Below are 2,679 nucleotides of genomic sequence, written 5' to 3' on the forward strand. Positions count from 1 at the left end.
GGATGGCTGTAGGTAAGCCCCCCTTTCAGCCGCTGCGGGCGGACCACTTCATAGGTAAAGGTACCCGGCGCATCAAATTCTTCGACATCTCCATTGTCAAAAGCCGTGGAAATAACCGTATTGAAGTCTTCCTCAACCCGAAGCCTGCTCGGGAATTCATACCCTGCCCCCAGGCTAAGCTGATCAGACACTTTGTATATCAGTCCCAGTTGGGCATTAAAGGCCTCGATGGTAGCATCAATCGTGTCCAGGCTCAGGATGTCATCGATATCCGTGTTATTGGCCCGGTTGCTGTACTCGTCATCCCGATCCGATTCTAAAAAGTCGCGTTCATAGGTATACGTGCCCCCGGTGAATCCGATGGCAGCCCCGAAAAACAGGTCTTTCATCACTTCGCTCGCAATAAAAGCGGAATACTCCCCCAGCTGTCCCTTTTCAACCAGTTCCATATGCTGGTGTATGCCCCTGTAGCCGTTGGCCCGGAAAACGGAGGTGGTATTCTCATAGGTCTCTTCTTCCGGGTTCGGATCGTAAATGGCAAAAGCATCATAAGCGGCAAAATACAGGTCGTCATGTACAAAAGAGCTGTTATAAAAGTCGGTCAGCGTCGATTCACTGTTTTGCGCACTCACCGAAAGAGCCCGGTTAAAATTGCTGCTCTGGGTGTAACCGCCGCCCACGACCAAACTGCCGCGGGTTGTGGGAAACTTGTAGGCAAAGCCCAAATTCCCGACGCCGGTTTGGCTGTCGGAGAAGTTCGTGGTATTCCCCAGGTAAGTGCCCGTTTCATCCACATAGCGGGTACTCAGATCAAACGACAAATACCCTTTCCCTGCCAGGGCCATGGCTGCGGGGTTATCCTGGTAGGATCCGAAACCGGTGTGATCGGCCACGGCCGGCATGACTACACTGACGGCATCATAGGAGGGATATTCGAGGCTGTACCGGAGTACATCATCCATAGACTGGGCCTGTACTGATAACGAGGCAGAAAAGGATATCCCCAACGTCGTAAGAAAAAATGTGATGATCCAGTTACTGCTTGATATACGTTTAGTATCCATGGCGATGTAATTAAGGTGTAAAATAACTCAGACTGGCCTCAGGCGCTTCCTGACATCTATATCTATCCTTATCCAGTTCAATTGCCGCGACTGCGTGAGCGGGATGAGCTGCCCCGTGAACGCGACTTGCTGGAAGAAGACGAGCGGCTCTGCTTGACTGTTGACCGGCTCCTGGTCCGGTTCTTACTCCGGTTTATCGTGGATTTCGTTCGGTTGTCAGAGCGCGACCGTACCTTTGTCCGCGTAGTAGTGGATCGGTTTCTGTCAGATATATTAACCTTGCCGGTATCAAAAGCTTTTTTCAACTGGTCAAGAAAACTGCTCCGGCTGCGTTCTTTATTCGCAGACCGGTTGTCGTCGGAAGAACGGAGCTGCCGTCGGAGCTGATCGCTGTTTTCGGATCCGGACCGGCGGCGAACAACATTCGCATCCGGTTCGGGCTGAAATCCGACGCGGCTTACCCGGTTGGGAGTTTCACTGTTGCGGTCAACGCTCGACTGGAGGTTATTATCCCCGCGGCTTCGGCTTCGTCCACCGGAAGAGGAGCTCCCACTGCCGCTGCCTCCGCTTCGGCTCCGGCCGACCGATCCGTTGCCGGAACTGTTGCCCGACCGGCTGCGGCTGCGCCCCACCGATCCATCGCTCGTACGGGAACTGCCGGTAGATCGTCGTCGAACGGTGGAAGAAGAGTTCGACGTATCGGAACTTCGGCTGCGCACCCTGCTCCGATCATCGGTTGATCTGGAACGGCTGCGATCGCTGCTTACACGGCTCGTGCCTATGCTTCGGCGGCGATAGGTGCGGTTACGGTCGCCATCACGATATACATTTCTATAGTATCCGCTCCCATAGAAATTATAGTAGTTATAGGCAAAGGGACGGTGATAGCCGTACCAGTAGGGATCGTAATAAAAGCTGTTTCCGTAGAAGCTGTGATAGAACGGGCTTCCCCAGGAAAGGGAAAAGCCAAAGCTGTTGTAAAATGAGTGATGGTGTCCGAACCCGACCCTCATTCTCCACCTCATGTACGGACTTAACGCCCAATAATGAGAAGAAAAATAGGGTTGATAGTACGTGCGTCCCCAGTAAGAATCATAAAATGAATGATAGTGCCTGCTCGGAGCATAATAATAAGAGCTGTAGCTCCGGTACGGGTTACAATCACAGGCCTCATAACGTTCAGCGTACTCGTAATCCTTATAATCGACAGGAATATATTCCTCTTCCTCTCCCTCTGCGTCGTAACGGGGAGCATTATCCGTTTGGCTCTTGGTCGTATGCTGCAGCTGGGTATAACAACCGGTTAAGAGGACGGCCGTCAGTGTTAATATGATGTATTTGACAAATCTCATGGGAACCTCCTTATATGCTTATATTGCCAGCTTATGAGGCCGGTGAATGCTTGCAACCCAATTTCTAATAAAAGTTAATCATTGTACTTCTTGCCGGCAATCACATGATCATGTTAGGGAGCTTAAATTTCCCCTTTCAGTGATTTTGCAATCACCTCTGCTTTAGAGTTAACGTGTAACTTCTTATAAATGTTTCGTATATGTGCGCGTACGGTATCAATGGATATATCATACCGGTCCGCGATCATTTTATAGCTTAAGCC

General features: G+C 50.9%; 3 protein-coding genes. All 3 read right to left on the reverse strand.

The features are described from left to right. On the reverse strand, positions 1-962 hold a 962-nt coding region (locus ACESLU_RS13950; protein ID WP_372639240.1), incomplete at its 3' end, for a hypothetical protein. A 179-nt stretch (positions 963-1,141) separates the two neighbouring features. Beyond that, a complete protein-coding gene (locus ACESLU_RS13955; protein WP_372639241.1) occupies positions 1,142-2,416 on the reverse strand; it encodes a hypothetical protein in 1,275 nt (424 codons plus the stop codon). A gap of 122 nt (positions 2,417-2,538) precedes the next feature. After that, positions 2,539-2,679: helix-turn-helix transcriptional regulator (locus ACESLU_RS13960; protein ID WP_372639242.1), on the reverse strand; the 141-nt coding region annotated here is incomplete at its 5' end.

Source organism: Fodinibius sp. (assembly GCF_041642155.1).
In the GTDB taxonomy this organism is placed as follows: Bacteria; Bacteroidota; Rhodothermia; order Balneolales; family Balneolaceae; genus Fodinibius.